A 26,430-nucleotide genomic window follows, 5' to 3' on the forward strand; every position below is an offset into this window, starting at 1 on the left:
GGGTGGGGGCCAGCGGGGCACGCTGTGAATACGTCCATGTACGCTCGTAGTGCGCCATCCATGGCGCACTACGGCCCCGCCAACCCCCACCCGCCCCGCGCTGGACAGTTGATTGGCGCCTTGAGAAGGAGCGTGTGGCCCTGAGTGTGGGTGGTAGGGCCGGCCGCTGGCCGGCTCCTCAGCCCACCATGCCGAACGCGGTGGGCGGGCTAAGATGAGGTCTTTCCACCAGGCCCTCCTCCCATGACCACTGCCTTCGATTTCCCGTTCGTGGACCTGTCCGGTCAGCCGCAGGCGTTGGCGCAGTACCGGGGCAAGGTGTTGCTGCTGGTCAATGTGGCAAGCAAGTGCGGCTTTACGCCGCAGTACGAGGGGCTGGAGGCGCTGTGGCGGGAGTTCGGGCCGCGGGGGCTGGTGGTGGTCGGGTTTCCCTGCGATCAGTTCGGGCACCAGGAGCCGGGTGATGCGGGGCAGATCGGGGAATTCTGTTCGCTGACCTATGGGGTCAGTTTCCCGATGTCGGACAAGGTCGAGGTCAACGGCGCCGGCGCTGATCCGCTATGGAAGTGGCTCAAGGCCGAGAAGGCCGGGGTATTGGGCACGCGCGGGATCAAGTGGAACTTCAGCAAGTTCCTGGTCGGGCGCGATGGGCAGGTGCTGGCGCGGTATGCGCCGACCGACAAGCCCGAGTCGCTGCGCGGCGACATCGAGGCGGCGCTGGGCTGATCGGCCCGGTCAGCGCGCGGCCGGCACTACCAGCAGGCAGGGCGTCGGGCTGGAGGGCCGTTCGCCCGCGCACCTTACTTCTCGACGAAGGCGCGCTCGAATACGTAGTGGCCCGGGGTGCCGATGCGCGGGGAGGTCTGGAAGCCGCGGCTGTCCAGCACGGTGCGCAGGTCGGCCAGCATCTGCGGGCTGCCGCAGATCATGGCGCGGTCGTTCTCCGGGTCCAGCGGCGGCAGGCCGAGGGTCTTCTGCATCTCGCCGCTTTCCATCAGCGAGGTCAGCCGGCCCTGGTTGGGGAAGGCTTCGCGGGTCACGGCCGGGTAGTAGAGCAGCTTGTCGCCGATCATCTCGCCGAGGAATTCGTGCTCGCGCAGTTCCTTCTCGAACAGGTCGCGGTAGGCCAGGTCCTTTTCGTAGCGCACGCCGTGGGTGAGGATCACCTTGTCGAAGCGCTCGTAGGTTTCCGGGTCCTTGATCACCGACAGCCACGGCGCAAGGCCGGTGCCGGTGCCCAGCAGGTACAGGTGTTTGCCCGGGTGCAGGTCACTGATCAGCAGGGTGCCGGTGGGCTTCTTGCCGACCAGTACTTTGTCGCCCGGCTTGATGTGCTGCAGGCGCGAGGTCAGCGGGCCGTCCTGGACCTTGATGCTGAAGAACTCCAGATTTTCTTCCCAGTTGGCGCTGGCGATGGAGTACGCGCGCAGCAGCGGGCGCGCCTCGGTTTCCAGGCCGATCATCACGAACTGGCCGTTCTCAAAGCGGAAGCCGCTGTCGCGGGTCGTGGTGAAGCTGAAGTAGGCGTCGGTCCAGTGACGGACCTCAAGCACCGTTTCGGCGCCAAAAGCGGAAGACATGGGGTGGGGTTCTGGTCGGTTTCGTCGGGTCTAGTTTATCTCAAATGAGATAAATTCTCATTGACTGGCGGGACAGGCCCGCCAGCCGCGGGTTTCAGCGGTAGCCAGCCGCCTGCAGCTCGAACAGTTCGGCGTAGCGGCCCCCCTGGGTCATCAACTCGGCATGGGTGCCGCTGGCCTCGATGCGGCCGTCGGCCAGCACCAGAATGCGGTCGGCCATGCGCACCGAGGAGAAGCGGTGCGAGATCAGCACGGCGGTGCGGTTGTCAGACAGTTCCTTGAAGCGCTGGAACACCTCGAACTCGCTGCGGGCATCCAGTGCGGCGGTGGGTTCATCGAGGATCATCACCTGCGCATCGCGCATGTAGGCACGGGCGATCGCGATCTTCTGCCATTGCCCGCCGGACAGGTCCACGCCCATCTTGAAGCGGCGGCCGATCAGCTGGTCGTAGCCGCCAGGCAGGGCGGCGATGACTTCATCGGCCATGCCACGGCGCGCGGCATCGCGGATGCGGGCGTCGTCGGTCATCGCCTCGACAAGACCGACGCCGATGTTCTCGCCGGCGCTGAGGTTGTAGCGCACGAAATCCTGGAAGATCACGCCCATGTTGGCGCGCAGGTCATCGAGGTCGTAATCGCGCAGGTCCCGGCCATCGAGCAGGATGCGGCCTTCGTCAGGGTCGTACAGGCGGGCCAGCAGCTTGACCAGGGTGGTCTTGCCGGCGCCGTTCTCGCCGACCAGTGCCAGCACTTCGCCGGCACGCAGTTCGAAATCCAGGTGGCGCACGGCCCAGCGTTCGGCATCGGGATAACGGAAGCCGACATTCTCGAACACGAAGCCGTGGGTAATCGGCTGCGGAATGGCGATGGCATCCGGGCGCGAGTGGATCTCCGGTTCGATCTGGAAGAACGAGAACAGATCGTCCAGGTACAGCGCTTGCCCGGCGACCTGCGAAAACCCGATCAGCAGGCCTTCGAGCAGCTGGCGCAGACGCAGGAAGCTGCCGGCGAGGAAGGTGAGGTCGCCGATCGAGAAATCACCGCGCACGGTGCGCCAGGCGATGTAGGCGTAGGCCGCGTAGTAGCCCAGCGTCCCCAGTGCGGCGAGCAGCGTGCCCCAGATCGCGCGCTTGCGGGCCAGAGCGCGGTTGGCCAGATAGAACTTTTCGGCCAGCAGCTTGTAGCGGTCGATCAGGAAGCGATGGAGGTTGAAGATCTTCACCTCCTTCGCGGTTTCCACACTGGCCCCGATCTGGCGCAGGTACTCCAGCTGCCGGCGCTCGGGCGTCCACTGGAAATTGAGGCTGTAACCGGCCGCATTGAAATGCGATTCGCCAATGAACGCCGGGATCAGCGCCACCGCGAGCAACAGGATCAACCACGGTGCGTAGACGATCAGACCCACCGCGAGGCTGGCCACGGTGATGCTGTCCTGCACCTGGCCGAACAGCTGGCTCATCAGGTTCATGCGGCCCATGGTCTGGCGCCGTGCGCGGTCCAGTTTGTCCTGCAGGTCGGGGTCTTCGAAATCCTCCAGGTCCAGCTCGGCGGCGTGCTCCATCAGGCGCACGCTGGTGACGTTGGTGAACAGCTCCGACAGCAGGGTATCGGCGTAGCTGACCATGCGGCCGAGCAGGTCCGAGGCCATCGCCAGGCCGAATTCGAGGGCGAGCAGGCCCAGCAGCGGATTCAGCAGCCCGCTGGAGAGTGCCTCGCCGAACGGCGGGAAACCCGCATCATGCTGGCTGAGCAGCACCGCCGCATCGATGATCAGTTTGCCGACATAGAGCATCGCCACCGGCAGCAAGGCACGGATCACGCGCAGGCCGAGGCTGGCCAGGGTCAGCCCCGGGCTGGTCTGCCAGACCTGGCGCAGGAACGGCGGCAGGTTGCGCATGGCATTGACGCGCTCGCGCAGGCTGGGATTCTTCTGGCCGGGAGCACCGGCAGCGGGGGAGGCGGGCATGGGCGCTATTGTGCGCGCCGCGAGCGTGGTTGATGCATGAAGTCAGTGCACGCGCAGTTCGCGGACGCGTACGCACCACAGCGCGGGAGTGCGCGCGTACCGCAGCCCGGTAGAGCCGGCCGCTGGCCGCCTCCAGGTGGCATCCCGCATCGTGCGGAGCCGGCCAGCGGCCGGCACTACCCTGCGCTTACGGCAGGGGCGGCAGCAAGCCAGCGCCGAGGCGGTTCCAGGCGTTGATCACCGCGATACCCATGCTCAGGTCGCTGATGCCCTTTTCATCGAAGTGCGGGACCAGTGCCTCGTACGCGGCATTGGACGGCGCCGCGCTGCTCAGCCGGGTCAGTGCTTCAGCCCAGCCCAGGGCGGCACGTTCGCGTGCATCGAAGAAGCGGCTCTCGTGCCACGCTGGCAGCGTATCCAGCTTGCGTGGCTCGATCCCTCCCTTGCGCAGCGTGGTGCCGTGCATGTCCATGCAGTAGCCGCAGCCATTGATCTGCGAGACACGCAGGAACACCAGCTCCATCAGCACCGGATCGATCGAGCTGTCGTGCACGGCCTTGCTGGTGGCCAGCAGGCCCTTGAAGGCCTCGGCGGCGAGGCGGGTATACAGAACGCGGGGAGAAGCAGACATGACGGACTCCATGACGGTCGCAGCGGCCGTCTTCATCAGGAGGACGCGCCAGCATCGCGCGCTGTGACACGCGCAGTGAGTTTTTCCGGATTGAGCACGCTGAGCACGCGCACGATGCGCCCCGCATCGACCGTGATCATCGTGATCGAGTGCAGTTGGTCGCCGGCAAAGCGAAGGATCGCCGGCTCGCCATTGACCTGGCCGAGCCGGGCGGGGTGCTGGCCGTTGCGGCGCGCGATCGCCCAGTACAGCTGCGCGATGCGCTCGGCGCCCAGTAGCGGGCGGATCGCTGCGGTCACGCGGCCGCCGCCATCGGAGATCATCTCCGCGTTGGCGTCGAGCAGCGAGCGGATGGCCGCCAGGTTGCCCTGCTGGGAGGCGTCCATGAAGCGTGCCAGCAGGTCGCGATGCTGCGCCGGCGAAGCGACGAAGCGGGGTGCCCCGGTCTGCAGCCGTTGCCGCGCCCGATGCACCAGTTGCCGGCAGTTGGCGGGCGAGTGCTCCAGCAGCGGGGCGATGTCCGGGTAGTCGTAGTCGAAGACGTCCTTGAGCAGGAAGGCCGCGCGCTCGTCCGGCGTGAGCTGCTCCAGCAGTGCCAGGAAGGCCACCGAGACCTCGTCGGCCAAGGCGTGGCGCTGGGCCGGGTCCTGCAGCGGGTCCGGGTCCAGGGCGATCTCCAGCGGCTCGGGCAGCCAGGGCCCGACGTACTCCACGCGCGCACCGCGCAGTGCGCGCAGGCGGTCCAGCCCGAGCCGGGTGGTGGCCGTGACCAGCCAGCCCTCCGGGTCGCGGATCGCCCCGGGGTCGGTGCCCTGCCAGCGCAGCCAGGCATCCTGGACAACGTCCTCAGCATCGCTGCGGCTGCCCAGCAGCCGGTAGGCCAGGGCGAACAGGCGGGGGCGGTGGGTCTGGAAGGTATCGGTCGGGGTCATGCCGGGAGGACGCGGCCGGGCAGGCCGCTGTGACAAAGCAGGGCGCCCACTGTGCACCAAACCCCGCCACCGCGAGCGATTCTCAACGCCGCCGGGCCGTCCTTGTTAAAATCGGCGGTTCAACCCCCGCCAGCCTCCAGCAAGCGAGCAAGTCGTGACATCGATCAAGCAGGAAGACCTCATCCAGTCCATCGCCGACGCGCTGCAGTACATCTCGTACTACCACCCGGTCGATTACATCAAGAGCCTCAACGCTGCCTACGAGCGCGAAGAGTCGCCGGCCGCGAAGGAGGCAATGGCCCAGATCCTGATCAACTCGCGCATGTGCGCCGAAGGCCACCGGCCGATCTGCCAGGACACCGGCATCGTCACCGTGTTCCTGGAAATCGGCATGAACGTGCGCTGGGACGACGCCACGATGGGCGTGGAGGACATGGCCAACGAAGGCGTGCGCCGTGCCTACAATTACCCGGACAACAAGCTGCGCGCCTCGGTGCTGGCCGATCCGGCCGGCAAGCGCGTCAACACCAAGGACAACACCCCGGGCGTGGTCAACGTCAAGGTGGTGCCGGGTGACACCGTCGAGGTGATCGTCGCTGCCAAGGGCGGCGGTTCGGAAGCCAAGTCCAAGTTCGCCATGCTCAACCCGTCCGACTCGATCGTGGACTGGGTGCTCAAGACCGTGCCGACCATGGGTGCCGGCTGGTGCCCGCCGGGCATGCTCGGCATCGGCATCGGCGGCACCGCCGAGAAGGCGATGCTGCTGGCCAAGGAATCGCTGATGGAGCCGATCGACATCAACGAACTGAAGGCCCGTGGCGCCTCCAACCGCGCCGAAGAACTGCGCCTGGAGCTGTTCGACAAGGTCAACGCGCTGGGCATCGGCGCGCAGGGCCTGGGCGGCCTGACCACCGTGCTGGACATCAAGGTCAAGGACTTCCCGACCCACGCGGCCAACCTGCCGGTGGCGATGATCCCGAACTGCGCGGCCACCCGTCATGCGCATTTCACCCTGGATGGCAGTGGCCCGGTGATGCTCGATCCGCCGTCGCTGGAAGACTGGCCGCAGATCACCTATGACGCCTCCAAGGGCACCCGTGTCGATCTGGACACGATCACCCCGGAAGACGTCGCCAGCTGGAAGCCGGGCCAGACCCTGCTGCTCAACGGCAAGCTGCTGACCGGCCGCGACGCGGCGCACAAGCGCATGGTGGAGATGCTGGACAAGGGCGAGCCGTTGCCGGTCGACCTCAAGGGCCGCTTCATCTACTACGTCGGCCCGGTCGATCCGGTGCGCGACGAAGTCGTGGGCCCGGCCGGCCCGACCACGGCGACCCGCATGGACAAGTTCACCCGCCAGGTGCTGGAACAGACCGGCCTGCTGGGCATGGTCGGCAAGGCCGAGCGCGGCCCGGCGGCGATCGAGGCGATCCGTGACAACAAGTCGGCCTACCTGATGGCGGTTGGCGGCTCGGCCTACCTGGTCTCCAAAGCGATCAAGGCGGCCAAGGTGGTCGGCTTCGCCGACCTGGGCATGGAAGCGATCTACGAGTTCACCGTGCAGGACATGCCGGTCACCGTGGCGGTGGATTCCACCGGCGAGTCCGTGCACCAGACCGGCCCGCGCGAATGGCAGGCCCGCATCGGCAAGATTCCGGTTGTGGTGGCCTGACTCAGCGGCGTCACCGGGGAGATATCGCCCAGGGTTGGTATCCCGCTGAAACGAAGACGGCGCCGCGAGGCGCCGTTTTTCGTTGCGGCACCCGCCGTCAGCGACGCGTGTCCACCAGCATGCGCACCGCCAGCGCGCCAAGCACCGTGCCCATCAGGCCACGCTGTACCACCTGCCAGCGCGGCCGCCCGGCGAGGAAGACGGCGATGCTGCCAGCTGCCATCACGATCGCGGCATTGACGCTCACACTCGTCACGATCTGCACCAGACCCAGCATCACCGATTGCACCATCACGCTGCCATGCCCGTGTGGCTGGATGAACTGCGGCAGCAGCGAGAGATACATCACGGCGATCTTTGGATTGAGCAGCGCGGTGAACAGGCCCATGCCGAACAATCGGCGCGGGCTGTCGTAGTCCAGCGTGCGCAGCTGGAACGGCGAACGCCCGCCGGGGCGCAGCGCCTGCCAGGCCAGATACAGCAGATATGCCGCACCGGCCAGGCGCAGCACATCGTAGGCATGGGGCACGGCCATCAACAATGCGGTGATGCCGAGTGCGGCACATGCCAGATAGATCAGAAAACCCAGTGCAATGCCGGCCAGTGAGATCAGCCCAGCCGCGCGGCCTTGGCAGATCGAACGGGAGATCAGGTAGATCATGTTGGGGCCGGGCGTCAGCACCATGCCCAGCGAGATGAGGGCGAATGAAAGCAGGGCGGACGAATCGGGCATGGCCTGTTCCTGGGGTGGGCGTGCAGTGCAGAGGGGGATTCTGCGAGAGTCCGGGAGCCAGTGGCAGAGACAGAATGCGCCAGCCCGCACGTGCTCTGTACCCATGTGATGGCGCCCAGAGCGGGCGCATACTGTGCACCTCCCTCAAGAGGCCCCACGCATGCGCACCACGTTGTATGGATCGCCGAGTACCGCCGCCTTGGTCGTGCACTGGCTGTTGCTGGAACTGCAGATCGAGCACGAACTGGTGCTGCTGGATTTCGACAAGCGCGAGCACAAGGACGCGGCGTATCTCACCCTGAATCCTGCTGGTCTGGTGCCGACGTTGAGCATCGACGGGCTGGTTCTGACCGAAGCGGCAGCGATCGCGCTGCACCTGGCCGACCGCCATCCCGAGGCGGGCCTGCTGCCGGCGCCTGGCACTTCCGGTCGCGCCGAGGCTTACCGCTGGATGTTCTGGTGCGCCAACACCGTACAGCCGGCGTACCGGGCGTGGTTCTACCCGCAGGAAATGGCCGGCCCCGAGCACGTGGACGCGACCCGGCAACAAGCACGTGAGCGGCTGGAAGGCGCTTGGCAGCATCTGGCCGAGCATCTGTCCACGCGCGGCCCCTATGTGTTGGGCGGTGCGTTGAGTGTCGTCGATTTCATGCTGGTGATGTTGATGCGCTGGTCGCGCAACATGCCCACCCCGAGCGATACCTGGCCGGCATTGAAGGCCTACGCGGATCGCATGAAAGCCCGGCCGGCGTTTGCCGAGGTCTACCGGCGCGAGGGGATCACCGACTGGCGCTGACTCGCGTCAGTCGACGAATTCGTCGAAGCCGGTGCACGCGGCGTGGCAGACGTAACAGGAGAGGCATTGGCGAGCTGCGCCGGGAGTCCCGGTCTTAATTCGGAGAACAAGCAGTGCTACATTCCGGGCATGCACACCTGCCGGCGCTGGCCGGAGGCTTTCTACACGGAGCACGACGATGCCACGGATGCTTTTTGTCCTGCTGTTGATCCTGCTGGTCAGCGCCTGCAGCAGTGATGGCGATTTCCACGCCGCCCCGCCCAGCCTGCGCGAGGTCACCGCTGCCAACCAATGCATGCAGCAGTGCCAGCGCCAGTACGACGGTTGCATGACCAGCCGTACCGGGTTTGGCAGCGGCGACAGCTGTGGTGCCGGGGTGGCGACCCAGCGCGACGCGAAGTGCGACAAGATCGACAACCCGGACCTGCGTAAGTCATGCCAGGCCAGCAGCGACTACTGCCGCAACCGGCTGCCCGCGCTGAGCTGCGGTGAGGACCGCAGCCGATGTACCAGCCGCTGCGGAGGCAGCTGAGGCGCGGCCTTACGCCGGCAGGATCTCCAGCACGGTCTCCGGCGGTCGGCACAGGCGTGCCCCGCGCGGGGTCTCCACGATCGGGCGGTTGATCAGTTCCGGGTGGGCGACCATCGCCTCGATCAGGGCGGCATCGGACAGGGCAGCGTCGTCCAGCCCCAGCGAACCATAGGCTGGCTCCTTGCTGCGCAGCAACTCACGCGGAGCGATACCCATGCGCGTGATCAAGGCAGCCAGCGTCGGGCGGTCCGGCGGCGTTTTCAGATACTCGATCACCACCGGCTCAATGCCGTGCTCACGCAGCAGTTCCAGCGCCCCGCGCGAATTGCTGCAGCGCGGGTTGTGCCAGATCGTCACCGCCATCAATACCACTCCAGCAGCGACACACCCAGGCCGACATACGTGGCCTTGTGGTTGTAGTCGATCATGCTCTCACCGTAGCCATCGAAGATCTGCACGTGGCCGCGCAGCAGATTGCTGATCGGGAAGCCGTAATCGAGCTGCAGCGCACCGTGCGAGCGGTCGCCGCCGCGCAGCGAGTGACGCGCCATCAGCGAGACCTCATGACCGTTCTTGTTCCAGGTCAGGGTGGCGTCGCCGCGGCCCATGTAATCGGAGATGTCCGGGTTGTTGTCGTCCTTGCGGTCTTCCGGGATGCGATACCACGGGCGCAGTACCAGCGCCCAGTTTTCGCGGTCCAGGCCGACGGTGGCGATCACCCGGTTCCAGCTGCGCGACAGGGGATCGGCGCGGCCGTTGGACATGTGGTTGACGCTGATCCCGCTCATGCGCCCGCGCCAGCCGCCGATCGAGTAGCCGTTGCGGAACATCATCATCACTTCCGGCTCGTAATTGGTCTCACGGAACGGACGCGAGTTGTCGGCGTTGTAGGCCTGCCAGCGCGAGCTCTGCGTGTAGCCGGCCCAGATGTCGCCGTTGTCGCCGAACAGGTTCTCCACGACCTTGGTCTTGAAGCTGAGCTGGAACTTCAGTTCCGCGCTGTCCAGCTGCTGCGAGGTGGTAACCGTGTTGACCGGATTGGGCGACTGCGGCATCTGGTTCTTGTCGCTGGTCCAGAACGCGGGCAGCAGGTAGACGGGTTTGTAGGCGCGCAGTTGGAAGGCGCCCAGCTTGGAGTCCTGCGCCAGTTCCCAGCGGCTGTCCAGCAGCGAACCCTTGCCGGCATTGGCCAGCGCGTCTTCATGGCCGTCGTTCTTGAACACTTCGCCGAGGCGCTGCTTGACCCGTTGCGTCGCGGGCGCGTCGGCACTGCGGGAGGCCTGACGTTCTTCCCGGCGCTCCTGCTTGGCGGCGGTGGCAGCGGCATCGGCGGCCAGGGTGACCTCGGGCGTACGCCCGAACAGCGTGTCGTAGCAGGCCAGGCGCGCTGCGTCAGTGTCCACCAGAGCGCAGGCCTCCGGTGACGCCGGCTTCGGTGCCGCCTCCTGCGCTGCAGCGGGCAGGACGGTGCCGGCCAGGGCAAGGGCGGTGAACAGGGCGGAGCGGGAATAGGGCAGGGTCATGGGAGCAGGGCCGCGTGACAAGAATGAGTGGGTCTAACCGCACAGTGTGGCCGCTGCCCGGATTTCCCGCCAGCGCACGACATCCATCGATCTGATCCGGTTTATGCCGGTGGATGGTGTGCTCGGGGCGTGAAGCCCGGTTCCGGGGTGCGGCTCAGAAGAACCAGGCAAACGCGAACAGCCCCAGCATGGCGATCACCAGCGCCAGTTTGAGCGCGAACCCCAGCAGGATGCCGAGCCAGGTCGCCAGGCCCACCTTGGTGGAGCGGCCCAGCTCGCGGGTGTGCCAGTACTCGCCGAGCAGCGCACCGGCCAGCGGGCCTACGAACAGGCCGATCGGCATGAAGAACACCCCGACGATGCTGCCCACAAAGGTGCCCCACAGCGCCTTGCGGCTCGCACCTACTCGCTGCGCGCCGACCACCGTGGCCAGGATGTCCACGGCGAAGGACAGTACGGTCAGCAGGCCCAGCACCGTCAGCGGCAGCCAGCCCACATGGACGAAATCGTCGGCCCATGCCGCCAGCACCAGCCCGGCGAACACCAGCGGGATGCCGGGCAGGGCGGGGAGAATCACGCCGGCGATGCCGACGAGCACCAGAACGACGGCCAGTAGATACAAGATGAATGAATGGTCCATGCTGTCGAGTATGGTTCCTGAAATGGGGTTGACATCTGAAAGTTTTGGCCAGTTGCTTTTTCGTTTTGCTCGGGTTAAGTTGCAGGCGCTGAGCTTGGCAAGGTCACCGTGGATCGTGGCCTGATGATGGTAGATCTTCCAGATCCGCTGCATCGTTGCACCCCGCTTCCCCCTTGCTGTCAGCCGCCTGTACGGGTGTATCCAACAACAAGACAGTTAGGGAGTAGCTGAGATGGCTGAGAAGGGCACCGTCAAGTGGTTCAACGACGCGAAGGGTTTCGGATTCATCAGCCGTGAGAGCGGCGAAGATGTGTTCGTGCACTTCCGCGCGATCGAATCCCAGGGCTTCAAGAGCTTGAAGGAAGGTCAAGCGGTCGAGTTCGAAGTGGTGACCGGGCAGAAGGGCCTGCAGGCCGACAAGGTCAAGCCGCTCTGAGCGCAGACCGGGTCCTGCCTGGTTGAAACACCGAAAGCAAAAGGGCCCGCTTGCGCGGGCCCTTTTTTGTCGCGTGCAGGGCGGTTGCGCCAATCAGCGCAGGATCACCTTGCCGTTGACCACGCGCACGTAGGTGTTTTCGCGGATGCCGCCCAGATCGCGCTGGTTCACGACGACGGTGCGGCCGTCATCCATGCGCACGGTGATGTCGAAGGTATCGCTGGTGACGTTCTTCTGGATCTGGTTGCCGGCGAGCGCGCCACCCACCGCGCCTGCGGCGGCGGCGATGTTCTTGTTGCCACGGCTACCACCGGTGTGGTCGGAGATCTCATGGCCGGCGACCGCGCCGACGATGCCGCCCAGCACGGCACCGGTGGCGCTCGGTGCGCTGCGGCCCGACGCGACCTGGTTGATGCGGGTCACGATGCCGCAGTCGGCACAGCGGTTGGTGTTGTAGTTGCCGCCGGAATTGCCGTAACCGTTGTTGTAACCACTGCTGCCGTAGCCCGGCGAGGTGGTGGCACAGCCAGCCAGGGCGACGGTGGCAACGGCAGCGGCGGCAATCAGTTGAATCTTCATGGTGTATCTCCTGGCCAGAGGGGTGGTCGAATGCGTCTGGTGCGCATGGAGCAGATCGTGTCCTGTGCTGCGTGAACAGCGTGCCAATCCCGGGCCACCAGGGTGGCTGGAAGATGAATCAGCGGAAATCCTGGTGACAGGCCTTGCAGTCCGCCTGGATCTTCTCGACCAGCGTCGCCATGCCAGGGCAGTCGGCCGGCGGTGCGGCGAGGGCCTCGTTGAGGGTGGCGCGCAGGGCGCTGGCGTGCTGCTGGAAGCCTTGGCTGTCCTTGAGGCCGGGAAACGCCAGGTCCAGATCGTTGGAGAGCGAGCGCAGGGTCTGCAGGCGCGGCACGGTGTCGGCCAGGCTGCAGCGGTTCTGGGCCTGGGCGGCCTGCAGCAGCTCCACCTGGCGGTTCATCACGTGCATCAGTGAATCCGGGAACGGATCCTGACGTGCCTGGATGGCGCGCGAGACCATCACCGTGGCGATCAGGCCAATGACCAGGCCGAGCAGACCGACGAACAGGTAGCGGTAGGCGGCGGACGGGCGGCGGGGTGGGGTCACGGGGTCGTTCATGGGGGGCGTCCTTGAGGGTGGCTGCGGCGATGGTACGACGCGTCCTGTCCACGGCGCGTCCCGGACTGCGCTGTGCGCATTAAAATAGGGGCATGAAGAACGACGTACTGCGCGAACGATTTGCCGGCATTGACCGGTTGTATGGGGTGGGCACCGTGGATCTGCTCGCCAGCCGCCGAGTGGCGGTGGTGGGCATGGGCGGCGTCGGCTCGTGGGTGGTCGAAGCGCTCGCGCGCACGGCCGTCGGCCATCTGACCCTGATCGATGCCGACGATATCTGCGTGTCCAACACCAATCGCCAGCTGCCGGCGCTGGCCGGGCAATACGGGCGCAACAAGGCCGAGGCGATGGCCGAGCGCTGCCGCGCGATCAACCCGGACATCAGCGTCGATGCGGTTGCCTCGTTCCTGACCGTGTCCAACATGGTCGAGCTGCTGGACCGTGATTTCGATCTGGTGATCGATGCCTGCGACAGCTTCCGGGTCAAGGTCGAGACCATCGCCTGGTGCCGCCGCCGCAAGCTGCCGATCCTGACCGTGGGCGCGGCCGGTGGCCGTACCGATCCCACCCTGGTTCGGATCCGCGATGTCTCGCGCACCGAACACGACGCGATGATGGCGTTGATCCGCAAGAAGCTGCGCAGCGATTTCAACTTCCCCAAGAACGCCTCGCGTTACTTCGGCGTGCCGGCGGTGTACTCGCTGGAAAACGTAAAGTATCCGCAGGCCGACGGCAGCGTGTGCGGCATCCGCCCGAACCTTGGCGCGGACGCGGCGCTGAAGCTGGACTGCGGCGCCGGGCTGGGCGCCGCCACGCATATCACCGGTGCGTTCGCGTTCGCGGCAGTGGGCAAAGCGCTGGAGATGCTGATGAAGCCGACGAAGGGTGTGGCGCCCGCCGAGGCTTGATCCAGGCGGATTCAGCTGCCGCTCTCAGGTAGAGCCGACCGTTGGTCGGCTGCTGTCGCCCGAGCCAGCGCGATGCCCCTTGCATGCATCCGGCGATCGTTGCATATGGCGCGTCCAGTTGCAGGCAACGCTGGAAAATGACAATTTCAATGTCATTGTTTGAGGTGCATGGGTATGGATTTTCTCAAGAGGCTTTTCAAGTCGTTTAAACAGCGGGACATTGCTTCCGATGCATCCACGGCTGATCCGATCACACGCTCGACGATGGAGTCGGAAGGGCTGGGGCCGGCCAGTAAAGAGGATGATGCGGCCGATGAAGCAGCGCGACGTGCAACGAGCGAGTGCCTCGACCGTCACTGGCAGTCCGTGGGTGACGTCGAGCAGGACGTACTGGGCCATGCCATCAGTCCCAGCTTCCTTGGCGGGCCCGACTGGCCGTCCACGCGGCAGGCGTATCGCATTGTGCGCCGTGGAGATTCCGTCATTATCGCTACGGACGGATTGTCGGATCCGTTTGATGGCGCCCCCCATCTCGGCAACGGTTTCGAAATGGAGCTCTTTCTGGAAACCGGGGATCTTGCCGAAGGGACTCGCGGCGCCGTCGGTGACGTAAGTCCGTTGATGCGCAGCTGGGCGTTCGATGTAGTGCGTACGGTTGCTTCGACCGTTGCCAATGCTGGTGGCATCCGGCACCAGCTGGAAACCTACGGGGTGCTGTCACTGGAGTTGCCCGGTGCCAGCCAGGCGCCTCACCTCACCGATCAGATACCCGCGCGATTCGTCACCGAGGACGACTGCGTAGGTGTGCTGGTAGGTGCGCCGATGCCGGATTTCGTGACACGGCTTGAAGACATGCCGCTTTCCCCAGTGGCGTTGGTGCCCGTGGTGCTGATCACCGCAGCAGAACTTGAACACGTGCGCGTGAGAGGCCGGAAAGCTAGGGAAGCGCTGGTGGAGCAGTTGACTGCCGCAGGGCATGGACACCGAAGTTGGTTGAACCGGCCAGATCTGGTCTGACGCGGCGCAGCGGGGATCGGCGGGGACAACGGACGACGAGCCGGTCCAGACAGGGTGATGGCGTGGCCGGCCCCGGTCGCCGCTAGGACAGCGCAAACAGGCGTTGCGCATTGGCGGTGGTCTGCGCGGCGATCGCCTCGGCCGGTTCCCCGCGCAGCCGCGCCACCGTCTCCAGGATCACCGGCAGACGCGCCGGTTCGTTACGCTCACCGCGAATCCCGGCATCGGGCTGGTCGGGGGCATCGGTTTCCAGCAGCAGCTGCTCCAGCGGCATCTGCGCCACCAGCCGCTGCAGGCGCTGGGCGCGGTCATAGGTCAACGGGCCGCCCAGCCCGATCAGGAAGCCCAGCTTGTGCAGCTGCGCCGCCTGCTCCGGACTACCCGGGAAGCTGTGCACCACGCCACGCAGGCCGCCGATCTGCTTGATCGCGGCGATCACCGCATCCACCGCGCGGCGCGCATGCACGATCACTGGCAGATCGAACTCGCGGGCCAGCCGCAGCTGCCCGAGGAAGTAGTGCTGCTGCGTGTCCGGATTCAGCCCTTCGACAAAAAAATCGAGCCCGCACTCGCCCACGGCGCAGGGGCGCTCGCGCTCGAGCCACGTGCGCAGTTCCGCCAGGTGTTCCGGGCGGTGCTGGTCCAGAAACATCGGGTGCAGCCCGTAGGCCGGGTGCAGCCCATCCGCCAGCCGGCAGGCGTCGCGCAGGCCGGGCCAGCTCGCCTCAGTCACGGCGGGCACGATCTGGGCCATGACGCCCGCCGCGCGGGCGCGCGCGATCACCTCCGGGCGATCCGTATCGAATTCGCCCGCATCCAGGTGGCAGTGGCTGTCGATCAACCTCACGCGCGGCGCTTGGCGGGCAGTGGCGGCGGAAGCTTGTCGCCACGACGCTTCCAGTTGGCCAGCAGCAGCGTGCCCAGGCCGAACAGGATTTCATCGACGAACGGCAGCGGGTCGGGAATCACCAACGTCACCGCAAACAGCGCGGCCGTGAGTTTGAACAGGGTGGGGTAGCGCAGCCGACGCGCCCATTCCAGCACCGGCAACAGTATGGGATTGGACATGACGCACTCCTGGGCAGATGCTGTAAACGCTATCACGAGCCTGAGGCTCACCGAACCTGAATGGGCGCCCGGATGTTCACGATCCGTGGAGATTCCGTTCAGGGTGGCCGTGCTGGAATTCACTCAAGAACGTTGCGGATCGTCCGCAAGGAGCCGGTTATGAAAAGTACAACTACTACTGCTTTGGTCGCTGCGGGTGCGCTGCTGGTTGGCGGTATCGCCACCGCTGCCTTCATGAAGGGCGGTTCCTCGCCCGAGGCGGTGACCGCTGCACAGACCCGGCCCACCCTGGACACCACGCCGCTGGCCGACGATGGCGCGCGCACCGATCAGCTGGCCATTGAAGACAAGGCGGGCAAGCTGGAATACGCCGACATCGTCAAGGTCGATCCGTTGACCAAGAAAGAAAAGGCGTACGCCACCGTGATCGGCACCGAGCCGGTGCGCGAGACGTCCAGCACCCAGACGCCGCATGAAGTCTGCCAGGACGTGGTGGTGCAGGAACGCCTGCCCGAACGCGACGGCAATGTGGGCGGTACCGTCGCCGGTGCCGTGATCGGCGGCCTGCTGGGCAACCAGGTCGGCGGTGGCAATGGCCGCAAGGCCGCCACGGCTGCTGGTGCTGTCGCTGGCGGCATGATCGGTAACCAGGTCGACAAGCGCCATGTGGGTGGCCGCGTGGTCAACCGTACCGAGCGCCAGTGCCACACCGAAACCGCGACCTCCGAGTCGACCCGCGTGACCGGCTACAACGTCACCTACCGCAATGAAGACGGCACCACCGGCACCATGCGCATGGCCAGCAAGCCGGGCAACCGCATCCCGATGGGCACCACCAACGCGGTCACCGGCTACAACGTGACCTACCGTTATGACGGCGCCGAGAAGACCGTGAAGATGGACAACAAGCCGAGCAGCGATCGCCTGCCAGTGATCGACGGTCAGCTGGTTACCCAGACCGCTGCACTGGATGCGAACAGGCAGTAAGTTCCTGCCGCATCAATGCACCACCAGCACGCCGGCATCTGCCGGCGTGCTGCGTTTTGGGGCGAGCCGCACGGCACGCCGACCAGTGCATCTGCGATCATGCCGGCACGCATGCAACACATGAGGACGCCATGAGCATTTTCGACCTCCAGCTGGAGACCGACCGTCTGATCCTGCGCCCACCGCGCGCCGAGGATTTTGATGCCTTCCTGCGCTTCTGCTCGGACCCGGAGGTGATGCAGCACCTCGGTGGTGTGCAGGCGCCTTCCCAGGCCTGGCGCAGCTTCAGCTGTCTGGCTGGCAGCTGGCATCTGTACGGGTTTTCGATGTTCTCGGTGATCGAAAAAAGCAGCGGTGACTGGGTCGGCCGGATGGGCCCGTGGCAGCCGCTGGACTGGCCGGGCACCGAGGTCGGCTGGAGCATCCGCCGCGAGAGCTGGGGCAAGGGCTATGCGCCCGAGGCAGCAGCGGCCAGCATGGACTGGGCGTTCGACACGCTGGGCTGGGAAGAGATCATCCACACCATCGATGCCGCCAACGAAAATTCCAAGGTGGTCGCGCGCAAGCTGGGCAGTTCGCTGCTGCGCATCGGCGAACTGCCGCCGCCACACGCCGGCAAGCCGATCGAGATCTGGGGCCAGTCGCGGCAGCAGTGGCAGCAGCGTCGCGCCGGCCAACGATGATGCTGCCCCCGCGCTTGGCAAACCCGATGCGGTGAGGCCAGACTCGCCATCGCGGGCGAGCCGCCCGCGATGTATGAGCAAGAGTCCATCCGGCTGTCCACACCCGCAACACGTCACGGAGGGTGATGCATGTTTGCCGTGGTTCCCGATCCGATTCCCGCGCGCATGAAAGGCCTCAACCGGGCCGAGATCTGCGACGCCAACTTCATCGATTTCGTGAAGCAGTGGCGCGGCGATCCCGCCCCGACACCCGCCCCGGAGATGCCGATCCTGCCCGGCAGCACGCTGGTCGCGCAGGGCTTTGCCGAACTGTTCGAATCCCAGCTGATCAGTCGCCACCTGGATCTGATGGCGCGCGTGCTGCGCGTGCAGAACAAGGTCTTCTATACCATCGGTTCGTCCGGCCATGAAGGCAATGCGCTGGTGGCACGCTTGGCCCGGCACACCGACCCGGCGTTCCTGCATTACCGCTCCGGCGGCTTCATGGCCGAGCGCTTCCGCAAGCTGCCGGGCATGGATCCGGTGATGGATGCGGCGCTTTCGTTCGCGGCCAGTCGGGACGATCCGGCCAGCGGCGGGCGCCACAAGGTGTGGGGCAGCAAGCCGCTGTGGGTGCTGCCGCAGACCTCCACGATCGCCTCGCACCTGCCCAAGGCCTTGGGTACCGCGCTGGCCATCGAAAGCGGGCGACGCATCGGCCACACGCTGCCGATTCCCGAGGACAGCGTGGTGATCTGCTCCTTCGGCGATGCCTCGGCCAACCACGCCACCGCGCAGACCGCGTTCAACACGGCGGCGTGGGCGGCGTACCAGCGGCTGCCGGCGCCGATCCTGTTCGTCTGCGAGGACAACGGCATCGGCATCTCGGTGAAGACGCCGGACGGCTGGATCGCGCAGAGTTTCTCGCATCGCCCGGGCCTGGATTACTTCTTCGCTGATGGGCTGGATCTGGTGGAGGGGCATGCGCAGGTCGAGCGCGCGCTGGCGCATTGCCGGCAGACCCGCCGCCCGACCTTCCTGCACCTGCGCACCACGCGGTTGATGGGCCATGCCGGCACCGATTTCGAGATCGAATGGCGGCCGTTGCCGGAGCTGTGCGCGGCCGAGGCCAGCGATCCGCTGCTGCGCTCGGCGGCGATCGCGATGCAGTCCGGATGGATGACCGCCGGCCAGGTGCTGGATCTGTACGAGCGTGTGCGCGCGCGCTGTTTCGCGGCGGCCGCCGAAGCGGATCAACGCCCAAAGCTGACCGCTCTCGCCGAGGTCATCGCCCCACTGGCGCCGTACTCGCCGGTGGCGGTCCATGCCGAAGCCACGCGCGTGGCCGCTGATGACGCGCGTGCTGCCGCCTTCGGTGGTGAGGCGCAGCTGCCCGAGACACAGCCACCGCGCCATCTGGCGATCCAGATCAACCAGGCCCTGCACGATCTGATGGCCAAGTACCCGGCCACGCTGCTGTTCGGCGAGGACGTCGCGCAGAAGGGTGGGGTGTACACGGTCAGCAAGGGCCTGCTCAAGGCGTTTGGCCCGCGCCGCGTGTTCAACACCCTGCTGGACGAAACCATGATCCTGGGCATGGCGCAGGGCCTGGCCAACCTGGGCATGCTGCCGATCCCGGAAATCCAGTACCTGGCCTACCTGCACAACGCGGTCGACCAGCTGCGTGGCGAGGCGTGCTCGCTGCAGTTCTTCTCCAACGATCAGTACCGCAACCCCATGCTGGTGCGCATTGCCGGGCTTGGCTACCAGAAGGGCTTCGGCGGGCATTTCCACAACGACAACTCGATCGCTGCGCTGCGCGACATTCCCGGCCTGGTGGTCGGCTGTCCGTCGCGCGGTGACGATGCGGCGATGATGCTGCGCACCTTGGCGGCGCTGGCGACCGTCGATGGCCGGGTCGCGGTGTTCCTCGAGCCGATCGCGCTGTACATGACCAAGGACCTGCACGCGCCGGGCGATGGGCAATGGCTGTTCCCGTATCCGGCACCGGACCAGGCCCTGGTGCTCGGCGAGGGTCGGGTCTACGCGCCGGAGGCCAATGACCTGGTCATCTTCACCTACGGCAATGGCGTGCCGATGAGCCTGCGGGCGGCACGGGCGATCGAGCAGCAGCTGGGTTGGCAGGTGCGGGTGGTCGATCTGCGCTGGCTGGTGCCGCTCAATGCGGGTTTCATCGCCGCGCAGGCTGCCGATGCCCAGCGCGTGCTGGTGGTCGATGAGGGGCGGCACAGCGCCGGGGTGGGCGAGGGCGTGATCACCGCGCTGGTCGAGGCCGGGCTGGGGCACCTGCCGATCCGACGGGTATGCGGAGCCGATACCTACACCCCGCTGGCGGGGGCAGCATTGTGCGTGCTTCCAAGCGACAATGCGGTATTGAACGCCGCCCTCGCGCTGGCGCAGGACCATTGATACATGTGTGGATTGGCAGGCATGTTGCTGCCCGCTCCGGCAAGGGAGCAGGCAGCACTGGAAGAACAGGCGCGGCGCATGGGCGACGCATTGGTGCACCGTGGCCCGGATGACAGCGGGGTGTGGGCCGATGCCTCGGCCGGCATCGCGTTGGCGCACCGCCGGCTGAGCATTCTGGACCTGTCGCCGCTGGGCCATCAGCCGATGACCTCGGTGGATGGTCGTTATGTGCTGGCCTACAACGGCGAGGTCTACAACTTTGCCGAACTGCGCGCCGAGCTGGAAGCGCTGGGGCATGGTTTCCGCGGCCATTCGGATACCGAAGTGCTGCTGGCCGCGATCACCGAGTGGGGCTTCGACGAGACCCTGCAGCGCAGCAACGGCATGTTCGCCATCGCCCTGTGGGACCGCGCCGAGCGCTGCCTGTGGCTGGCCCGCGACCGGGTCGGCAAGAAACCGCTGTACTACGGCTGGGCCGGTGAAGCGCTGGTGTTCGGCTCCGAGCTCAAGGCGCTGTGGCAGCACCCGGCCTTCGACAACGAGGTCGACCGCGATGCGCTGACCCTGCTGCTGCGGCTGGATTACATTCCCGCGCCGCACTGCATCCACGCACGCTGTTTCAAGCTGATGCCCGGCCGCGTGCTGCGGCTGGACGCCGAGGCGGTGGCCGCCGGCGCTGCCGCGCATCGCCCGGACCAGCTGCAGCAGCCGTTCTGGAATGCGCGCGAGCGCATGCAGCAGGCACTGGCCGCGCCGTTCACCGGCAACGAGGCCGAGGCTGAAGAGCGTCTTGATGCCGTGCTGCGCGACGCGGTGGCGCTGCGCATGGTGGCCGACGTGCCGGTCGGCGTCTTCCTTTCCGGCGGCACCGACTCTTCAGTGGTGGCCGCCTTGATGCAGGCACAGTCAAGCCAGCCGGTGCACAGTTTCAGCATCGGCTTCACCGGCTCGGATCATGACGAGGCGCCGCTGGCCAAGTCGCTGGCCCAGCACCTGGGCTGCGATCACACCGAGCTGTATGTCAGCGGCGCCGATGCGTTGGCCGTGGTGCCCAGTCTGCCGGCGATGTTCGACGAACCCTTCGCCGATGCCTCGCAGGTGCCCACGGCGCTGGTTGCCAAACTGGCGCGGCAGGGCGTGACCGTGGCGCTGTCCGGTGACGGCGGCGATGAACTGTTCTTCGGCTACACCCGTTACCAGCGGGCGATGCGCAACTGGCGCCTGCTCGGCAAGGTGCCTGCGCCGCTGCGGCGCTGGATGGCCAGCCATGCGCATACGCAGGGCGAGGCCTCGCGCACGGGCGGGCTGGCCGCGCTGCTGGCCGAGTCGGGCGCGCGCGGCATCGGCGATGTCTACCGCAACCGTATTTCGCGCTGGCGCGATCCGGTGGCGGCCGTTCGCGGTGCACAGGCGGCCGGCAGCTTCTACGACCTGGCCGATCCGCTGCACGGTGCCGGCTCACCGGCGGACGCGATGATGCTGGCCGATTTCAGCACCTATCTGCCCGATGACCTGCTGTGCAAGGTGGACCGCACCAGCATGGCGGTCAGCCTGGAGGCGCGTGCACCGCTGCTGGACTGGCGGGTGGCCGAGTTCGCCTGGTCGTTGCCGATGGCCATGAAGCAGCGCGATGGCGTCAGCAAGTACCTGCTCAAGCGCGTGCTGGGCCGCTATGTACCGCAGGACATGGTGCACCGCCCCAAGCGTGGCTTCGGTGCCCCGGTCAGCGCGTGGCTCAAGGGCGACCTGCGTGGCTGGGCCGATGAACTGTTGGATCCGGCGCGGCTGGCCGAGGAGGGCGTGTTCAACGTCGAGGCGGTGGCGCCGCTGTGGCAGCAGTTCAAGCAGGGCGAGCGCAAGTGGCACACGCATCTGTGGAACGTGCTGATGTTCCAGGCTTGGCAGGCGCATTGGCGCAGCGTGCGCGCCGAAGTGACGCGCGCGTAGCGCCGCGCGTTCGGGTTCGTCTGGACGAAGGGCAGCCACGCGATGCGTGGCTGACGTCGCCTTCACCGTTGCCGAAGGTAAGCCCGCCTAGGCTGGGCCTTCCCCCAACGGAGCAAACGTGATGGCCGAATACAAGATTGCCGTACTGGTCGGCAGCCTGCGCAAGGGCTCGCACAATCAGGCGTTGGCCCACGCGCTGGAGAAACTCGCCGCCGGCAAGGCGGTGTTCTCCTACGTGGAGATCGGTGACCTGCCGCTGTACAACCAGGATTTCGACAAGGACTACCCCAGCCAGGGCGTCCGCCTGAAGCAGCAGATCCGGGATGCCGATGCGGTGCTGTTCGTCACCCCCGAATACAACCGCTCGGTCCCGGGCGTGCTCAAGAACGCCATCGACGTGGGCTCGCGTCCGTATGGCGACAGCGCTTTTGCCGGCAAGCCGGCGGCGGTGATTGGCGCCTCGGTCGGCGTGATCGGCACCGCACTGGCCCAGCAGCACCTGCGCAACATCCTGGCCTACCTGGACATGCCGGTACTCGGCCAGCCCGAGGCCTTCCTGCACTTCAAGGAAGGGCTGATCGACGCGCACGGCACGATCAGCAACGAGGGCACCAAGGACTTCCTGCAGGGCTTCGTGGACAAATTCATCGCGTGGGTCGGCACCCACGGCGGCACGCACTGATCCACCGCGAGCGGGTCATGCATCTGCGATAATGGCGTGGACGGACGTCGCAACGGCGTCCGTCGCACGCGATGCGACGGCCCCGGCCGATCGTACCGGCAGGCGCCGGTATCCCCAGCTCATCCACTGTTTATCCACAGGGTTGTGCATGGCTGCGGGGCTCCCCGCGTGCCTACCATGTCCTACGCCTCACACTGCAGGAAGTACGCCCCCCATGTCCGCCCGTTCTGGCTTCCGTTCCGACCGCAAAGACCGCGGTGACCGCTTTGATCGCGATGAGATGCGCATCGACGCCCTGCGCGTGCCGCCGCATTCGATCGAGGCCGAACAGGCGGTGCTGGGCGGGCTGATGCTGGCCCCGGAGAGCTATGACCGGGTCAACGACCAGCTGACCGAAACCGACTTCTACCGCCGCGATCACCAGATGATCTACCGCGCGATCCGCGAGCTGTCCGAACGCGATCGCCCGTTCGATGCGGTGACCTTGGGCGAGTGGTTCGAATCGCAGGGCAAGATGGAGCTGGTCGGCGATGGCGCGTACCTGATCGAGCTGGCCAGCACCACGCCGTCGGCCGCCAACATCAGTGCCTACGCGGAGATCGTGCGCGACAAGGCGGTGCTGCGTCAGCTGATCCAGGTCGGCACCGACATCGTCAATGATGGCTTCCAGCCAGAGGGCCGCGAGAGCAGCGAGCTGCTCTCGGCAGCGGAAAAATCCGTGTTCGCGATCGCCGAGCAGGGCGCACGCGGCCGTACCGATTTCGTGGCGATGCCCGGTGCGCTGAAAGACGCCTTCGAAGAGCTGCGCAACCGCTTCGAGAACGGCGGCAACATCACCGGCTTGCCGACCGGCTATACCGATTTCGATGCGATGACCGCCGGCCTGCAGCCGACCGATCTGATCATCCTGGCCGCGCGCCCGGCCATGGGTAAAACCACGCTGGCGCTGAACATCGCCGAGTACGCCGCGATCAAGTCCAAGAAGGGCGTGGCGGTGTTCTCGATGGAAATGTCGGCCTCGCAGCTGGCGATGCGTCTGATTTCCTCCAACGGCCGCATCAACGCCCAGCGCCTGCGTACCGGCCAGCTGGAAGATGAGGACTGGAGCCGGGTGACCGGTGCGATCCGGATGCTGAAGGAGACCAAGATCTTCATCGACGATACGCCTGGCGTGTCGCCGGAGATCCTGCGCTCCAAGTGCCGCCGCCTCAAGCGCGAGCACGACCTGGGCCTGATCGTCATCGACTACCTGCAGCTGATGAGCGTGCCGGGCAACAGCGAAAACCGCGCGACCGAAATCTCGGAAATCTCGCGTTCGTTGAAGGGCCTGGCGAAGGAGCTCAACGTGCCGGTCATCGCGCTCTCACAGCTCAACCGCTCGCTGGAAACGCGTACCGACAAGCGCCCGGTAATGGCCGATCTTCGCGAATCCGGCGCTATCGAGCAGGATGCGGACATGATCGTGTTCATCTACCGCGACGACTATTACAACAAGGAAACCTCGCCGGACAAGGGCCTGGCCGAGATCATCATCGGCAAGCACCGAGGCGGCCCGACCGGCTCGTGCAAGCTCAAATTCTTCGGTGAGTACACCCGGTTCGACAACCTGTCGCACGACTCGGTGGGTTCGTTCGAATAAGGCGTTTCATCGGCATATTCCCGGTTTCGTCGCAAACCCGTTGCAGCGCACCCGTGCAGGGCGCGATGGTGGTCTCGGGGCGGCGGGGTGCCGCCAATGGAGACTGACGATGAAGACCCTGTTCGCGCTGGGCGTGTGGTGCCTGCTGTTCGTGCTGTGCTGGCCGCTGGCGATCCTGGCCCTGGTGGCGTGGCCGTTCGTGTGGCTGTTGAGTCTGCCGTTCCGGCTGGTCGGCATCACGTTCTCGGCGCTGTTCGCCTTCCTGGGCGCGCTGTTCATGCTGCCGGCCCGCGTGCTGGGCGGCCGTGCGGTGGTGGCATGAAGGCGCTGCTCCTGGTTGCCCTGGCGGCGCTGGCCGGCCCGGCATTGGCGCAGTCGCCGGCACCGTCCTCGGCGTGGCTGGAGCGCAAGCAGACGGCCGCTGCCGATGAGGCGGATGCGGCCGGGTCGATGTCTACGAAAGCGCCCGAGGCCAAGGAGCGCTGTAGGGTCGTGAAGCAATGGAAGGTGGAGGACACCGTGGTCAAGCATCGCGTCTGTGACGACCCGCCCAAGCCGGTGGCGCCAGCCAAGCAAGGCTAACGCCTGTAGAGCCGAGCCCATGCTCGGCTGATGTTCGCAACGGCCAGCCGAGTATGCGGCCCTACAAAGTCGCCGGGGAAGTGGAACAGGGATTGGCCCGGCATGCTGTAGCGGATCCTGATCTGGTTGGCGCCAAGCGGGCTCACTTCAACCGGTTGCACCGACGCTCTGCGGTAGTCGCCTTCCATCAGTTCGGCTGCGCAGGCCAGCAGTGGAGCAAATGCTGCCATCGACATCACCGCAGCGGCGCGCGACGTGCGGGCGAGGGGAATCAAACGAATGGACTTTCCTTCCTTGGTCAGATGCCTTGATCATTGAACCGCAGTATTGCAGGGTCAAGACACGCGACGCTGTTGCAGGCAACAAAAAACCCCGCCGAGGCGGGGTTTTTCGTCTGCAGGTGTGTGCCGGCCAATGGTCGGCACACACCCGGATACAGCTCAGTTCGCCTTGTGGATCGCGCGCTTGCTGACGGCCATCGCGGCGTCATGCACCACTTCGGACAGCGACGGGTGGGCGTGGCAGATGCGCGCCAAGTCGTCGGCCGAACCACTGAACTCCATGGTCAGCACGCCTTCGTGCACCAGCTCGGAGACGTTCGCGCCGACCAGGTGCATGCCCAGGATGCGGTCGGTCTCAGCATGTGCCAGGACCTTCACGAAACCCGACGGCTCGATCATCGCCACGGCACGGCCGTTGGCGGCGAACGGGAAGCTGCCCGCCTTGTACGGGATGCCTTCGTCCTTGAGCTGCTGCTCGGTCTTGCCGACCCAGGCCAGCTCCGGCTCGGTGTAGATGACCCACGGGATGGTGTCGAAGTTGACGTGGCCCGGCAGGCCTGCGATCAGCTCGGCCACGGCGATGCCTTCTTCGAAGCCCTTGTGCGCCAGCATCGGGCCGCGCACGCAGTCACCGACCGCCCAGACGCCAGCGACGCCGGTGTGGCAGTGCGCGTCCACTTCGATCTGGCCACGCTCGTTGATCTTGACGCCGGTGCCCTCGGCCAGCAGGCCCTTGGTGGCGGCGCGACGGCCAACGGCCACCAGCAGCTTGTCCACGATCAGGTTCTTCTCGCCTTCACCATCGGTGTAGGTGAGCGCGACTTCCTTCTTCTTGCCCTTGCCGGTCACCTCGGCCTTGGAGACCTTGGCGCCCAGGCGGATGTCCAGACCCTGCTTCTTGAATTCCTTCAAGGCGGTCTTGGCCACTTCGGCATCGGCCGCGGCCAGGAAGTCCGGCAGCGCTTCCAGGATGGTCACTTCCGAGCCCAGGCGCTTCCAGACGCTGCCCAGTTCCAGGCCGATCACGCCGGCACCGATCACGGCCAGGCGGGCCGGCACTTCGGTGAAGTCCAGGCCGCCGACGTTGTCGACGATGGTCTCGCCGTCGAACTTGGCGAACGGCAGTTCGATCGAATCCGAACCGGCGGCGATGATGACGTTGGTGCCCTTCAGCTCGACTTCCGAACCGTCGTGCTGCTTCACCTTGACGATGTTGCCCGGCTGCAGCTCACCGAAACCGTAGTACGCCGTGACCTTGTTCGCCTTGAACAGCATGGCGATGCCGCCGGTGAACTGCTTGACGATCTTGTCCTTGCGGCCAACCATCGCCTCGACGTCCATCTTGGCGTCCTTGAAGCTGATGCCGTGGTCGCCAAAGATGTGGCCCATGTTCCAGAATTGACGCGAGGAATCCAGCAGCGCCTTGGACGGGATGCAGCCCACGCGCAGGCAGGTGCCGCCCAGGGCCGGCTTGCCGTCCTTGCCCAGCGCAGCGTCGATGCAGGCGGTCTTCAGACCCAGCTGCGCGGCGCGGATGGCGGCATGGTAGCCGGCCGGACCGGCACCGATGACGACGACGTCGAATTGTTCAGCCATTGAGATATTCCTTGTTTCTTTACCAGAACCCCTCCGCGCAGGCGCGGAGGGG

The 26,430-nt window shown here is 66.1% G+C and carries 28 protein-coding genes; 15 read left to right on the plus strand and 13 right to left on the minus strand.

Annotated elements, in window-relative coordinates; genetic code table 11:
- Positions 1–243: 243 nt before the first annotated feature.
- Positions 244–726: a glutathione peroxidase gene (locus AC13F7_RS11405; RefSeq protein ID WP_483000412.1), complete on the plus strand. Its 483-nt coding sequence runs from the start codon at positions 244–246 to the stop codon at positions 724–726.
- A 74-nt stretch (positions 727–800) separates the two neighbouring features.
- On the opposite strand, the gene AC13F7_RS11410 is transcribed toward AC13F7_RS11405, so the two are convergent.
- The 4 genes from AC13F7_RS11410 to sigJ form a co-directional block, all read right to left on the minus strand.
- Positions 801–1,580 carry a ferredoxin--NADP reductase gene (locus AC13F7_RS11410; RefSeq protein ID WP_019185907.1) on the minus strand — a complete coding sequence of 260 codons (780 nt, stop codon included), beginning with the start codon at positions 1,578–1,580 and terminating at the stop codon, positions 801–803.
- A 94-nt stretch (positions 1,581–1,674) separates the two neighbouring features.
- Complete coding sequence (locus tag AC13F7_RS11415; protein ID WP_481469451.1) at positions 1,675–3,546, minus strand: ABC transporter ATP-binding protein; 1,872 nt, start codon at positions 3,544–3,546, stop codon at positions 1,675–1,677.
- A gap of 187 nt (positions 3,547–3,733) precedes the next feature.
- Positions 3,734–4,177, minus strand: coding sequence for a carboxymuconolactone decarboxylase family protein (locus AC13F7_RS11420; protein ID WP_483000414.1), 444 nt, complete (start codon positions 4,175–4,177; stop codon positions 3,734–3,736).
- A 35-nt stretch (positions 4,178–4,212) separates the two neighbouring features.
- Positions 4,213–5,109: an RNA polymerase sigma factor SigJ gene (gene sigJ, locus AC13F7_RS11425; RefSeq protein ID WP_483000416.1), complete on the minus strand. Its 897-nt coding sequence runs from the start codon at positions 5,107–5,109 to the stop codon at positions 4,213–4,215.
- A gap of 154 nt (positions 5,110–5,263) precedes the next feature.
- On the opposite strand from sigJ, the gene AC13F7_RS11430 reads away from it, so the two are divergent.
- On the plus strand, positions 5,264–6,781 hold the full coding sequence (locus AC13F7_RS11430) for a fumarate hydratase (RefSeq protein WP_261996983.1): 1,518 nt from the start codon (positions 5,264–5,266) through the stop codon (positions 6,779–6,781).
- A 97-nt stretch (positions 6,782–6,878) separates the two neighbouring features.
- Here AC13F7_RS11430 and AC13F7_RS11435 read toward each other — a convergent pair whose 3' ends face one another.
- The gene (locus tag AC13F7_RS11435) at positions 6,879–7,514 is read right to left on the minus strand and encodes a LysE family translocator (protein WP_481469445.1); all 636 of its coding nucleotides are present in this window, start codon (positions 7,512–7,514) and stop codon (positions 6,879–6,881) included.
- A gap of 160 nt (positions 7,515–7,674) precedes the next feature.
- Between AC13F7_RS11435 and AC13F7_RS11440 the strand changes: the two genes are divergently transcribed.
- Together AC13F7_RS11440 and AC13F7_RS11445 are read left to right on the plus strand one after the other, a co-directional pair.
- Complete coding sequence (locus tag AC13F7_RS11440) at positions 7,675–8,310, plus strand: glutathione S-transferase family protein (protein WP_483000419.1); 636 nt, start codon at positions 7,675–7,677, stop codon at positions 8,308–8,310.
- A gap of 178 nt (positions 8,311–8,488) precedes the next feature.
- On the plus strand, positions 8,489–8,842 hold the full coding sequence (locus AC13F7_RS11445; RefSeq protein WP_483000420.1) for a hypothetical protein: 354 nt from the start codon (positions 8,489–8,491) through the stop codon (positions 8,840–8,842).
- A 9-nt stretch (positions 8,843–8,851) separates the two neighbouring features.
- On the opposite strand, the gene arsC is transcribed toward AC13F7_RS11445, so the two are convergent.
- The 3 genes from arsC to AC13F7_RS11460 all read right to left on the minus strand — a co-directional run bounded on the left by arsC (position 8,852) and on the right by AC13F7_RS11460 (position 11,005).
- Positions 8,852–9,205, minus strand: coding sequence for an arsenate reductase (glutaredoxin) (gene arsC / locus AC13F7_RS11450; RefSeq protein ID WP_346489713.1), 354 nt, complete (start codon positions 9,203–9,205; stop codon positions 8,852–8,854).
- Positions 9,205–10,365 carry a phospholipase A gene (locus AC13F7_RS11455; protein ID WP_346470706.1) on the minus strand — a complete coding sequence of 387 codons (1,161 nt, stop codon included), beginning with the start codon at positions 10,363–10,365 and terminating at the stop codon, positions 9,205–9,207. The genes arsC and AC13F7_RS11455 overlap by 1 nt, the downstream gene beginning before the upstream one ends.
- 154 nt (positions 10,366–10,519) lie before the next feature.
- Entirely contained in the window at positions 10,520–11,005 is a 486-nt protein-coding gene (locus AC13F7_RS11460) for a DUF456 domain-containing protein (protein WP_346471117.1), read from the minus strand.
- Between the two features lie 232 nt (positions 11,006–11,237).
- Here AC13F7_RS11460 and AC13F7_RS11465 point away from each other — a divergent pair, with 232 nt between their 5' ends.
- Positions 11,238–11,441, plus strand: coding sequence for a cold-shock protein (locus AC13F7_RS11465; protein WP_019185917.1), 204 nt, complete (start codon positions 11,238–11,240; stop codon positions 11,439–11,441).
- Positions 11,442–11,534: 93 nt separating this feature from the next.
- Here the strand turns inward: AC13F7_RS11465 and AC13F7_RS11470 are convergent, their stop codons facing one another.
- The gene (locus tag AC13F7_RS11470) at positions 11,535–12,020 is read right to left on the minus strand and encodes a glycine zipper 2TM domain-containing protein (protein ID WP_019185918.1); all 486 of its coding nucleotides are present in this window, start codon (positions 12,018–12,020) and stop codon (positions 11,535–11,537) included.
- A gap of 118 nt (positions 12,021–12,138) precedes the next feature.
- Positions 12,139–12,579 (minus strand): hypothetical protein, encoded by a 441-nt coding sequence (locus AC13F7_RS11475; RefSeq protein ID WP_481469441.1) that lies wholly within the window; start codon positions 12,577–12,579, stop codon positions 12,139–12,141.
- Positions 12,580–12,671: 92 nt separating this feature from the next.
- Here AC13F7_RS11475 and AC13F7_RS11480 point away from each other — a divergent pair, with 92 nt between their 5' ends.
- Both AC13F7_RS11480 and AC13F7_RS11485 read left to right on the plus strand, forming a co-directional pair.
- On the plus strand, positions 12,672–13,487 hold the full coding sequence (locus tag AC13F7_RS11480) for a tRNA threonylcarbamoyladenosine dehydratase (RefSeq protein WP_483000421.1): 816 nt from the start codon (positions 12,672–12,674) through the stop codon (positions 13,485–13,487).
- Between the two features lie 174 nt (positions 13,488–13,661).
- Positions 13,662–14,504, plus strand: a complete 843-nt coding sequence (locus AC13F7_RS11485; RefSeq protein ID WP_483000422.1) for a hypothetical protein — start codon at positions 13,662–13,664, stop codon at positions 14,502–14,504.
- Positions 14,505–14,586: 82 nt separating this feature from the next.
- Here the strand turns inward: AC13F7_RS11485 and AC13F7_RS11490 are convergent, their stop codons facing one another.
- Together AC13F7_RS11490 and AC13F7_RS11495 are read right to left on the minus strand one after the other, a co-directional pair.
- A complete protein-coding gene (locus AC13F7_RS11490; RefSeq protein WP_483000423.1) occupies positions 14,587–15,351 on the minus strand; it encodes a TatD family hydrolase in 765 nt (254 codons plus the stop codon).
- Entirely contained in the window at positions 15,348–15,572 is a 225-nt protein-coding gene (locus AC13F7_RS11495) for a DUF6116 family protein (protein ID WP_481469434.1), read from the minus strand. The genes AC13F7_RS11490 and AC13F7_RS11495 overlap by 4 nt, the downstream gene beginning before the upstream one ends.
- Positions 15,573–15,731: 159 nt before the next feature.
- Here AC13F7_RS11495 and AC13F7_RS11500 point away from each other — a divergent pair, with 159 nt between their 5' ends.
- The 8 genes from AC13F7_RS11500 to AC13F7_RS11535 all read left to right on the plus strand — a co-directional run bounded on the left by AC13F7_RS11500 (position 15,732) and on the right by AC13F7_RS11535 (position 24,501).
- Positions 15,732–16,559, plus strand: a complete 828-nt coding sequence (locus AC13F7_RS11500) for a glycine zipper 2TM domain-containing protein (protein WP_483000424.1) — start codon at positions 15,732–15,734, stop codon at positions 16,557–16,559.
- Positions 16,560–16,690: 131 nt separating this feature from the next.
- Entirely contained in the window at positions 16,691–17,242 is a 552-nt protein-coding gene (locus tag AC13F7_RS11505) for a GNAT family N-acetyltransferase (RefSeq protein ID WP_346470712.1), read from the plus strand.
- Between the two features lie 129 nt (positions 17,243–17,371).
- A complete protein-coding gene (locus AC13F7_RS11510) occupies positions 17,372–19,651 on the plus strand; it encodes a thiamine pyrophosphate-dependent enzyme (protein WP_483000425.1) in 2,280 nt (759 codons plus the stop codon).
- Positions 19,652–19,654: 3 nt separating this feature from the next.
- Positions 19,655–21,598, plus strand: a complete 1,944-nt coding sequence (gene asnB, locus AC13F7_RS11515) for an asparagine synthase (glutamine-hydrolyzing) (RefSeq protein WP_481469429.1) — start codon at positions 19,655–19,657, stop codon at positions 21,596–21,598.
- 121 nt (positions 21,599–21,719) lie between these two features.
- Positions 21,720–22,280, plus strand: a complete 561-nt coding sequence (locus tag AC13F7_RS11520; RefSeq protein ID WP_483000426.1) for an NADPH-dependent FMN reductase — start codon at positions 21,720–21,722, stop codon at positions 22,278–22,280.
- A gap of 214 nt (positions 22,281–22,494) precedes the next feature.
- The gene (locus AC13F7_RS11525; protein ID WP_121037974.1) at positions 22,495–23,919 is read left to right on the plus strand and encodes a replicative DNA helicase; all 1,425 of its coding nucleotides are present in this window, start codon (positions 22,495–22,497) and stop codon (positions 23,917–23,919) included.
- Between the two features lie 109 nt (positions 23,920–24,028).
- The gene (locus tag AC13F7_RS11530; RefSeq protein WP_481469425.1) at positions 24,029–24,241 is read left to right on the plus strand and encodes a hypothetical protein; all 213 of its coding nucleotides are present in this window, start codon (positions 24,029–24,031) and stop codon (positions 24,239–24,241) included.
- Positions 24,238–24,501, plus strand: a complete 264-nt coding sequence (locus AC13F7_RS11535; RefSeq protein WP_483000427.1) for a hypothetical protein — start codon at positions 24,238–24,240, stop codon at positions 24,499–24,501. Before AC13F7_RS11530 ends, AC13F7_RS11535 begins: the two co-directional genes overlap by 4 nt.
- A 440-nt stretch (positions 24,502–24,941) precedes the next feature.
- Here AC13F7_RS11535 and lpdA read toward each other — a convergent pair whose 3' ends face one another.
- The gene (lpdA, locus tag AC13F7_RS11540; protein ID WP_481469422.1) at positions 24,942–26,378 is read right to left on the minus strand and encodes a dihydrolipoyl dehydrogenase; all 1,437 of its coding nucleotides are present in this window, start codon (positions 26,376–26,378) and stop codon (positions 24,942–24,944) included.
- Positions 26,379–26,430: the final 52 nt, after the last annotated feature.

The organism is Stenotrophomonas sp. K-6, from assembly GCF_056861555.1.

Bases quoted from the DNA above. Each gene is read 5' to 3' on its own strand.
- AC13F7_RS11405 (WP_483000412.1), top strand. From the start codon at position 244: ATGACCACTGCCTTCGATTTCCCGTTCGTGGACCTGTCCGGTCAGCCG.
- AC13F7_RS11410 (WP_019185907.1), bottom strand. From the start codon at position 1,580: ATGTCTTCCGCTTTTGGCGCCGAAACGGTGCTTGAGGTCCGTCACTGG.
- AC13F7_RS11415 (WP_481469451.1), bottom strand. From the start codon at position 3,546: ATGCCCGCCTCCCCCGCTGCCGGTGCTCCCGGCCAGAAGAATCCCAGC.
- AC13F7_RS11420 (WP_483000414.1), bottom strand. From the start codon at position 4,177: ATGTCTGCTTCTCCCCGCGTTCTGTATACCCGCCTCGCCGCCGAGGCC.
- sigJ (WP_483000416.1), bottom strand. From the start codon at position 5,109: ATGACCCCGACCGATACCTTCCAGACCCACCGCCCCCGCCTGTTCGCC.
- AC13F7_RS11435 (WP_481469445.1), bottom strand. From the start codon at position 7,514: ATGCCCGATTCGTCCGCCCTGCTTTCATTCGCCCTCATCTCGCTGGGC.
- AC13F7_RS11440 (WP_483000419.1), top strand. From the start codon at position 7,675: ATGCGCACCACGTTGTATGGATCGCCGAGTACCGCCGCCTTGGTCGTG.
- AC13F7_RS11445 (WP_483000420.1), top strand. From the start codon at position 8,489: ATGCCACGGATGCTTTTTGTCCTGCTGTTGATCCTGCTGGTCAGCGCC.
- arsC (WP_346489713.1), bottom strand. From the start codon at position 9,205: ATGGCGGTGACGATCTGGCACAACCCGCGCTGCAGCAATTCGCGCGGG.
- AC13F7_RS11455 (WP_346470706.1), bottom strand. From the start codon at position 10,365: ATGACCCTGCCCTATTCCCGCTCCGCCCTGTTCACCGCCCTTGCCCTG.
- AC13F7_RS11460 (WP_346471117.1), bottom strand. From the start codon at position 11,005: ATGGACCATTCATTCATCTTGTATCTACTGGCCGTCGTTCTGGTGCTC.
- AC13F7_RS11465 (WP_019185917.1), top strand. From the start codon at position 11,238: ATGGCTGAGAAGGGCACCGTCAAGTGGTTCAACGACGCGAAGGGTTTC.
- AC13F7_RS11470 (WP_019185918.1), bottom strand. From the start codon at position 12,020: ATGAAGATTCAACTGATTGCCGCCGCTGCCGTTGCCACCGTCGCCCTG.
- AC13F7_RS11475 (WP_481469441.1), bottom strand. From the start codon at position 12,579: ATGAACGACCCCGTGACCCCACCCCGCCGCCCGTCCGCCGCCTACCGC.
- AC13F7_RS11480 (WP_483000421.1), top strand. From the start codon at position 12,672: ATGAAGAACGACGTACTGCGCGAACGATTTGCCGGCATTGACCGGTTG.
- AC13F7_RS11485 (WP_483000422.1), top strand. From the start codon at position 13,662: ATGGATTTTCTCAAGAGGCTTTTCAAGTCGTTTAAACAGCGGGACATT.
- AC13F7_RS11495 (WP_481469434.1), bottom strand. From the start codon at position 15,572: ATGTCCAATCCCATACTGTTGCCGGTGCTGGAATGGGCGCGTCGGCTG.
- AC13F7_RS11500 (WP_483000424.1), top strand. From the start codon at position 15,732: ATGAAAAGTACAACTACTACTGCTTTGGTCGCTGCGGGTGCGCTGCTG.
- AC13F7_RS11505 (WP_346470712.1), top strand. From the start codon at position 16,691: ATGAGCATTTTCGACCTCCAGCTGGAGACCGACCGTCTGATCCTGCGC.
- AC13F7_RS11510 (WP_483000425.1), top strand. From the start codon at position 17,372: ATGTTTGCCGTGGTTCCCGATCCGATTCCCGCGCGCATGAAAGGCCTC.
- asnB (WP_481469429.1), top strand. From the start codon at position 19,655: ATGTGTGGATTGGCAGGCATGTTGCTGCCCGCTCCGGCAAGGGAGCAG.
- AC13F7_RS11520 (WP_483000426.1), top strand. From the start codon at position 21,720: ATGGCCGAATACAAGATTGCCGTACTGGTCGGCAGCCTGCGCAAGGGC.
- AC13F7_RS11525 (WP_121037974.1), top strand. From the start codon at position 22,495: ATGTCCGCCCGTTCTGGCTTCCGTTCCGACCGCAAAGACCGCGGTGAC.
- AC13F7_RS11530 (WP_481469425.1), top strand. From the start codon at position 24,029: ATGAAGACCCTGTTCGCGCTGGGCGTGTGGTGCCTGCTGTTCGTGCTG.
- AC13F7_RS11535 (WP_483000427.1), top strand. From the start codon at position 24,238: ATGAAGGCGCTGCTCCTGGTTGCCCTGGCGGCGCTGGCCGGCCCGGCA.
- lpdA (WP_481469422.1), bottom strand. From the start codon at position 26,378: ATGGCTGAACAATTCGACGTCGTCGTCATCGGTGCCGGTCCGGCCGGC.